This is a genomic window from Crystallibacter permensis (genome assembly GCF_025960875.1).
Classification (GTDB): domain Bacteria; phylum Actinomycetota; class Actinomycetes; order Actinomycetales; family Micrococcaceae; genus Crystallibacter; species Crystallibacter permensis.
Genome location: NZ_JAODLR010000033.1, coordinates 19,578 through 27,019 on the forward strand (window position 1 = coordinate 19,578; position 7,442 = coordinate 27,019).

The 7,442-nt window shown below is 65.9% G+C and carries 5 protein-coding genes; 1 reads left to right on the top strand and 4 read right to left on the bottom strand.

Translation table 11 applies throughout. The features are described from left to right. Window positions 1–13: 13 nt before the first annotated feature. Window positions 14–1,720: a flavin monoamine oxidase family protein gene (locus tag B0G38_RS22020; protein ID WP_264671445.1), complete on the bottom strand. Its 1,707-nt coding sequence runs from the start codon at window positions 1,718–1,720 to the stop codon at window positions 14–16. 45 nt (window positions 1,721–1,765) lie between these two features. Beyond that, window positions 1,766–3,295 (bottom strand): amino acid permease, encoded by a 1,530-nt coding sequence (locus tag B0G38_RS22025; protein WP_264671446.1) that lies wholly within the window; start codon window positions 3,293–3,295, stop codon window positions 1,766–1,768. 93 nt (window positions 3,296–3,388) lie between these two features. Between B0G38_RS22025 and B0G38_RS22030 the strand changes: the two genes are divergently transcribed. Next, window positions 3,389–5,104: a PucR family transcriptional regulator gene (locus B0G38_RS22030; protein ID WP_264671447.1), complete on the top strand. Its 1,716-nt coding sequence runs from the start codon at window positions 3,389–3,391 to the stop codon at window positions 5,102–5,104. Window positions 5,105–5,155: 51 nt separating this feature from the next. On the opposite strand, the gene B0G38_RS22035 is transcribed toward B0G38_RS22030, so the two are convergent. Further along, window positions 5,156–6,460, bottom strand: coding sequence for an MFS transporter (locus tag B0G38_RS22035; RefSeq protein WP_264671448.1), 1,305 nt, complete (start codon window positions 6,458–6,460; stop codon window positions 5,156–5,158). A gap of 35 nt (window positions 6,461–6,495) precedes the next feature. Beyond that, window positions 6,496–7,335, bottom strand: coding sequence for an ABC transporter ATP-binding protein (locus tag B0G38_RS22040; protein WP_319801281.1), 840 nt, complete (start codon window positions 7,333–7,335; stop codon window positions 6,496–6,498). Window positions 7,336–7,442: the final 107 nt, after the last annotated feature.

Genomic DNA, 7,442 nt, shown 5'->3' on the forward strand with positions numbered 1-7,442 from the left:
TCTACGGCCTACCTTAGTCCAGAGCGACCGGGCCGAGCTCCGCCAGCAGCTCGCCGGGTCCCGGGTTGTCTTCTGCGCACTTGCCGCCGAGGTGGTTGACCACGCCCCAGACCGCATTCAGTCCCGTCGTCACGGCACCCTCCGCCCAGCCCGCCGTGAAGGAAACATCGTCCCCGGCGAGGAAGATGCCGCGCTGGTGTGCAGGCAGTTGGTCCTGCTTGAAGTGCGTAAACAGCCGCTGCTGGTAGCGGTAGTGGCCGGGCAGGTTGGCTTTGAACGCACCCATGAAGTTCGGGTCGGCCTCCCAGGAGACGGTGACCGGCTCGCCGACAATGTGCGAGGCGATGTCCACGCCGGGATAGATCTGGGCCAGCGAGTGCAGCATCAGCCGCACGCGCTCGTCGGCATCGAGCGAAAGCCATTTCAGGGCGTCGTCGTTCCAGGTGTAGGAGAGCAGGATGACCGCTGGCTTATCCGGTCCGTTGTCCAGCAGGTAGGTGGCGCGGGGAAGCCGGTCGGTGAGGGTCATGCTGAGCACTTCGCGGCCGGTCGCCGGGTCGCGGTCCTTCCAGAACGGCCGGTCCACCATCACGAAGGTTTTGGAGGACTGCATGTAGTGGTTGCGCTCGATGGCGGTCCAGACGCCCGGCTCGAAAAGCGCTTCCTCGGTGTGGATCCGGGTGGAGAGCAGCCACGTCTGGCAGGTCACCACCGCCGAGCGGTAGCTGGCGCTGTGGCCCCACTTGTCCGCGATGACGATGTCGCCGTCGGGATTTTCGTCCGTGGGGGCGCTACGGGTGATGCTTGCGACGGCACCGCGGGCGCTACCGCGGTGGAGGCTGGCCAGCGAGGTGCCGGCCGGCCAGAAGACACAGTCCTCGGGTGCATGGTTCCAGAGCGCTTCCGGCAGCCGCTGGGCGCCGCCGACAATGCCACGATGCAGGTCGTCCGCGTCCGTGTAGACCACACGCAGGATTTCCAATATGGAGTTGGGGAAGTCCGTGTCCCAGCCGCCGGTGCCGAAACCGACCTGCCCGAAGGCCTCGCGGTGGTCGAACCCGGCGGCCTTGAAGGCGCGGCTGGCAGCGATGAATCCGTAGAAGGTCTGCTCGTCGAACTCCGGCAGCATCGCGTTCCACAGTTCCTTGATGCGTGCAGTGTCGCGTTTCCGGATGGCCTGCTGCATTTCGTCGAAGGATGCGTGCTCGCGCAGCGCCGCCTTCCACGCATCGGCCACCTCGCGGAAGAACTCCGGCAGGTCTTCGGGCTGCTCGGCGTAGTGTTTCTGCCCGCCCAACTCGATGACAGTGCTGGTGGTGGGCCCCAACAAGGGGTTGGGGAACTCGGTGGTTTCCAGCCCGAGCTTGTCCACGTAGTGGTAGAAGGCCCTGCCGGAAACCGGGAAGCGCATGCCGCCCAGGTCTGCAACGACGTCGGGAGCGCCGGGGAACGCGGCCGTCTTCAGCCTGCCGCCGATCGTGCCTGCCTCGTAGACAACCGGCTTCAGCCCCAGTTTCATCAGCTCGTACGCCGTCACCAGCCCGGACAGCCCGGCGCCGACCACGGCCACCTCGGTGCCGTGGAGGTGATCCGGGACGGAGCCCAGCCCGGCGGGGTGGGCGAGGTAATGGTCGTAGCTGAACGGGAAATCCGGGTTCAGCATGGTGATCGGATTCTCGTCCGGTGCGGCCGGGGCGTGGAGTTCGGTGGCCAGTGTCATGATGCTTAGCTTTCGGTTGCTCGGGTGGTGAGGGGGTGCCGGGAATCAGCGGCCGGGCGCCGACGAAGCGGGCTCCGCGGCCGGGTCCTGGGCAGAGAGGTATTCGTAATCGCCGCGGCTCAGCTGCGCCACCCGTGAGTTGCGGCGGCCGTAGCCGAAGTAGGCGCCGGCGCCTACCAGCATCCACACGGCGAAGACCCACCAGGTGCTGGAGCCGAGGTTCGCCATCAGGTAGATACACATCACGGTACCCAGAATCGGGGTCAGCGGATAGAACGGTACCCGGAAGGTCCGCGGCAGGTTCGGCCGGGAGCGCCGGAGGTAGATAACGGAGAGGTTGACCAGCGCGAAAGCGAAAAGCGTACCGATGCTGGTGGCATCCGCCAGCTCGCCGAGCGGAACCAGCCCGGCCGTGAGCGCAACGGCGCTGCCGACGATCAGCGTTCCGGCCACGGGGGTTCCGGTCCGCGGCGAGACACGGCCGAAGACCTTGGGTACCAGGCCGTCCCGCGACATGGACATCAAAATCCGCGTCTGCCCGTACAGCACGGTGAGCACAATGCTGGCGATCGCCACCACGGCACCGACGGCGAAGATCAACGCCATCCAGGGGTTGCCGGTCAGCTCCTGCAGGATCTGCACAAGGGCAGCTTCCGTACCGTCGAACCAGGTCCACTCGCGGGCACCGATGGCCGCGACGGCGACAAGGATGTAGATGCCGGTAATGATGATCATGGACGCAATGATGGCGCGGGGCAGATCGCGCTGCGGGTTCGTGGCTTCCTCGCCGGCGGTGGAGGCGGCGTCGAAACCGATGTAGGAGAAGAACAGGCGTGACGCTGCCGCCGACATCCCGGCCACACCCATCGGCATCAGGGTTTCGAAGTGGCTGGCGCGGAAAGCGGTGAACGCGATGGCGATGAACATGATTAGTACGGCGATCTTGATGACCACCATGACGGTGTTCACCCAGGCGCTTTCCTTGGCGCCGCGTACCAGCAGGATCATCGCCAGGACAACGACGGCGACGGCGGGAAGGTTCAGCACCCCGCCTTCGGCGCCGGGCGGGGCGGCAATCGCGGCCGGCAGTGACAGGCCAAACGTCTGCAGCATCTCGTTGACGTACTCGGCGGAGCCGACCGCCACCGCGGCCACGGACACCGCGTATTCGAGGACCAGGCACCAGCCGCAGATCCAGGCGATTCCTTCACCCATGGTGGCGTATGTATAGGAGTAGCTGGAGCCCGAGACAGGAACCGCGCCGGCCATCTCCGCGTAGGAAATGGCGGAGAGCAGTGCCGCGAAGCCTGCCACCAGGAACGAGATCCAGATGGCGGGGCCGGCCAGCGGAACCGAGGCGCCGAGGACCACGAAGATGCCCGTGCCCAGGGTGGCGCCGACGCTGATCATGGTCAGCTGCCAGACGCCAAGGCTGCGCCGCAGGCGGGGACCGCCGGAACTGCCGTCAGCGCCGGTACCGGCCTCGTTAAGCATCTGGCCGAGCGGCTTGCGTCGCAGCAACTGGCTGCCCAGGGGCAGGCCCCGGCGCTTCGTTGCGGGAGGGGTGTCGATCATTCTCGGTTCCAATCTGGAGGCTTCTTCCGTTCCACCAGCGTGCCATGTGAGACAGCTAACAAGCCGGGGCAAAATGGCCTACACTCTTCTCACATGAGACATTCTGCACCATCCTCCGGCGGCGGGGAGGACGGCTGGCCTGTGCGGGCGGGCGCCGACCAGTTTAGCGGCAGCACGGCCGGAGACTTCGCGGCGGTCTCGCTGGAACGCTTCCTGGACCGGCTGCCGGACACCCTGACGGTGGTCCACGACGGCCGGCAGGGCGCTACGGAACCGGCCCTGGTCCGTTGGGTCGAGCCGAGCGAGCTGGAAGACCCCGCCCCGTACCTGCTGGAGGGCGAATTCGTCCTGACCGCCGGACTCCCGTTCCTCGACGACGGCGGGACCCCCGAGGCCGTGGACCGGTACATCGAACGGCTGGTGCAGGCGAAAGTCTGCGCCCTTGGCTTCGGCATCAGCCCCTATTTCAGCGATATCCCCCAGGCCCTGGCCGAGGCCTGCCGCAAGCACTCCCTGACCCTGGTCGCCATTCCGGAAGAAGTTCCTTTCGCTGCTCTGGGGCTCGAATTCGCCCGGCTGCTGGAGGCGGAGAACCTCAGGGTGCTGCGCCTGCTCTCGGAAGCGAACAGGCAGCTCATGCGCGCCGTGCTGACCCCGCGGCCCGAGGCCGAACTGCTGGAGGCGCTGATGCGGAACGTGCCGGTGTGGGCAGTGCTGGTCGGCGCCAACCGACGTGTCCGCTCCCGTGCCGTCCCAGCGCAACTGCAGGGCGGCGTGCCCGAGGCGGCGGAACTGGAACCCATGCTGGCCAGGCTCTTCGCCGGCAGCGGTCCGCGGGTCGAGCTGGAAAGCTTTGACGCCCCCGGGGCCCGGCGGGTGGTGGGGTATCCGCTGCGCAGCACCCGGGACGCCAACCTGGGTGCCCTCGTTGTCGGTGCGGCCAACCCGCTGGAGCCGGTGGAGAGGAACATTGTCGAGACCGCCGTCGGGCTGCTGGAAGCCTTGCTGCGTCAACGCACGGTCGGCTCCCTGGCACCCAGCCAACTGGCAACGGCACTGTTATTGCACCCGGAAACAACGACGGCGGGATCCCGGCGCTCGCAGGCGCTCGACCGATTGGTGGCGCAAAGTGTGTCCGCTCCGCGCCATGCCGACCTCCGCGTGGTCCAGGGCTTCCGGGCGGGCGGGCCGGCTCTGGAACCAGCGGAAAAAGCGGGTGCCGCGCACGGGACTGCGGGCGAGGATCCGGTCCGCGGGCTGTTGCAATGGCGGCGGATCCTCGACACGAAGCTGGTGGAAAGCACTGAATACGGGTTCGCTGCCATCACCAGGCTGCGGGTGGACGACGCCGTGGTGGCGGAGGTGGAGAAACTCGGCTGGCATCTTGTCATTTCCGATACGGCCGAACTGCAGGAGCTGCCCGAGGCCTACCGGCGGGCCACTTCACTGCGGCAGCAGGCACAGGTTGCCGGACGCAGCGTCAGGGCCGACCAAGTCGAGTTCTCAGTCACCGGCCTGCTGGGTCCGGAGGCGGGGTCGATGCTGTTCAACCGGAGCTTCAGCCCGCTGCGGCAGCTGGAGCCGGAGCGCGCCGCATCACTGCTGGGGGTGCTGCGGGCGTGGCTGGAGGCGAACGGCAGTTGGGATGGCTCGGCCAAGGCGCTGGGCCTGCACCGCAACAGTGTCCGGCGGCAAATCGGCCAGATGGGGGAGCTGCTGGGGCGGGACCTGGCCGACGCGCAGACGCGGGCCGAACTCCTGATCGCGCTGAACTACAGCCCGCCGGATCTGCTGCCTGGTTCGGATTAGCTAGTTCTAGACTCCGGCGTGGCCCCTACCGGCGGCACTCTTCGGACATCGTCAGCCTGCTTTTCCCGACAGGTTCCGGTTGCCTGACCAGCGCGATGGCTTACTCGATCGGTGGATCAGTACCCTGGGGAGAGCCATCGCTGCCAAGAAGGGAAGCAAGATCAGTGGTATCCATGGGGCGCCGGGCCACCAGTTTTTCTGATCGGTCAGATCGAGTAAGAGCCCTAGCGCAGCGTTTCCTGTTAATACGGAGATTCCACCGCAGGTTGCCGCGAGTCCGAAATACGCGCCCCGTGCCGCCACTGGCCCTTGGACAGCGACGAACGTGGGGATCAAAGACAGGATTGTGGGCCTCAGGATCATGTGGCCCAGGATCAGAATCCCGACGGTTACAACGACCGGCACCAGCGAGCTGCCGACGGAGCCGGGGTGCATCGAAGTGAGGGCGGTCACGGTGAAGGCGCCTGATAGCAGCGCGAATCCAATTGTCATAGCTGGACGTGGTCCCAGTCGCTGGGCTGCCGCTGAGACCGGCAGTTGCAGGAGCAAGGTCAGGGCGGAGGCCAGCAGAAAAAGCGCGCCCAGCCATGCGCCGTCTAAGCCGCGTCGGCTGAGTTCGATGGGAATAGCGAAGTAGAGCTGGTTGTAGGCGAGCATGTTCGTGCTGGCGAGTACGCAGAACAGCACGAACCGTTTGTCACCCAGACAGCGGAGAGCAGAATGCGGCACTGCGGCCGTCCCCGTTTGGTCAGCCTCGGAAGTATTCGGCTCGCGGGCGTGCTCGGTGGGCAGGCGGTACCAGAGCAGGGCCGTCATGGCCGCGAAGATCCCAATGCCCGCGGTCAGCGCGGCGTCAAAACTCCAACTTAACAGGACCGAGCCCAGCACCGGGCCGAGGACGGCGCCGATTTCCCCGGTTATCGCCAACCAGACGAACACAGACCGGGGAGCCTTTCGCTTTCCGGCCTGAACTGGCTGGTCGGCATGGGACAGCCGGGACTCCAGCGCCGGGGAGAACAGGGCGCCGCCCGCACCGGTCAGCACTGCGCCGAGGAGGAACAAGGTGAAGTCGGAGGCTGCGGCTAGCGTCGCATAGCCCATGATGCGAACCAGGCATCCGATGAGGATAGCCTTGCGTGCGCCCCACCGATCGGCTAGAACGCCGCCGATCAGGAACATTCCCTGCTGGCTGAAGGTGCGGGCCCCCAGTACGAGTCCGATTGCAGTGACACCAAGCCCGTATTCGGTTCTCATGGCGCCGGCGAGGAAGGGCACAACGGCATAGAACCCGAGGTTGAACACCAGTTGAGTACCCAGCAGAGTGCGCGTTTCGGTCCGATAGCTGCGGAACGGCATCGAAAGACCTCCTGGGTCGCTTGATGAAAGGGTGATCAGCTAGTAGCGAGAGTATCGGCTCGATTCAGCATGGCGGACGGCTGGGGGCGGTTGGTCTCGCTGTCCCGACCGGAGCTTGGACCGGGATGAAGCGGGACGGCCGCTGCTACGAGTTGTTTGCTGTGCTCGTGCCGTGGATTCGCGAAGAAATCGCCGGTGGGTGCCAGTTCGACAAGAGCGCCTTGATAAAGCACTGCGACCCTGTGGCTCATGTACCGGATGACGTCCAGGTCGTGGGAGATCATGACCAGACTCAACCCGCGGTCCTGGTGCAGGCGTAACAGCAGGTCCAGGATCTTGCGTTGTGTCAAGGCGTCCAGGGCCGAGGACGCTTCGTCGCAGATCAGCACTTCTGGCTTGAGCAGGAGCGCCCTGGCGATGGTGAGCCGTTGGAGTTGGCCTCCCGAGCATTGGCCGGGGTATCTGTCCAGGAGTGCGGGATCCAGTTCTACTTCCTGCACGACGTCGCGGATACGCTCGCTGCGTTCCTCGGCTGTGATGTGGCGGTACTGCAGCAGAGGGGCTTCGAGGCTGGTGCGCAGCTTCATTCTGGGGTCGAAGGAGTCGTATGGCTCTTGGAAGACTAGTTGCACCGTGATGGCCGCCGGACCGGTTCCAGCCTTCGTCGTGGGCGGTGTCCGGGTGATGCTTCCGCCGGTGGGGGCCTCGAGCCCGACGATCAGCCGGGCCAGGGTGCTCTTCCCGGAGCCGGACTGGCCTAGGACACCGAGGATCTCGCCTTCCCGAAGGTCGATGGAGACGCCATCGAGGGCGGGCCGGCCGCCGCCGCTCCTGGTTGAGGGGAATCGTTTGCTGACACCGTCTAGCGCCAGCAGGGTGCGGCTAGGCCGAAGTTACGTGGGCTGATCGCCCTGGTTCCTTGTGGTTCCGGGTGATCAGCCCTCTTTTGTACCACCGTTTGTAGCCACTAAATTGTGGTGTG

Excerpts from the sequence above, each read along its gene's own strand:
- B0G38_RS22030 (WP_264671447.1), top strand. The coding sequence starts at position 3,389 with ATGAGACATTCTGCACCATCCTCCGGCGGCGGGGAGGACGGCTGGCCT.
- B0G38_RS22035 (WP_264671448.1), bottom strand. The coding sequence starts at position 6,460 with ATGCCGTTCCGCAGCTATCGGACCGAAACGCGCACTCTGCTGGGTACT.
- B0G38_RS22025 (WP_264671446.1), bottom strand. The coding sequence starts at position 3,295 with ATGATCGACACCCCTCCCGCAACGAAGCGCCGGGGCCTGCCCCTGGGC.
- B0G38_RS22020 (WP_264671445.1), bottom strand. The coding sequence starts at position 1,720 with ATGACACTGGCCACCGAACTCCACGCCCCGGCCGCACCGGACGAGAAT.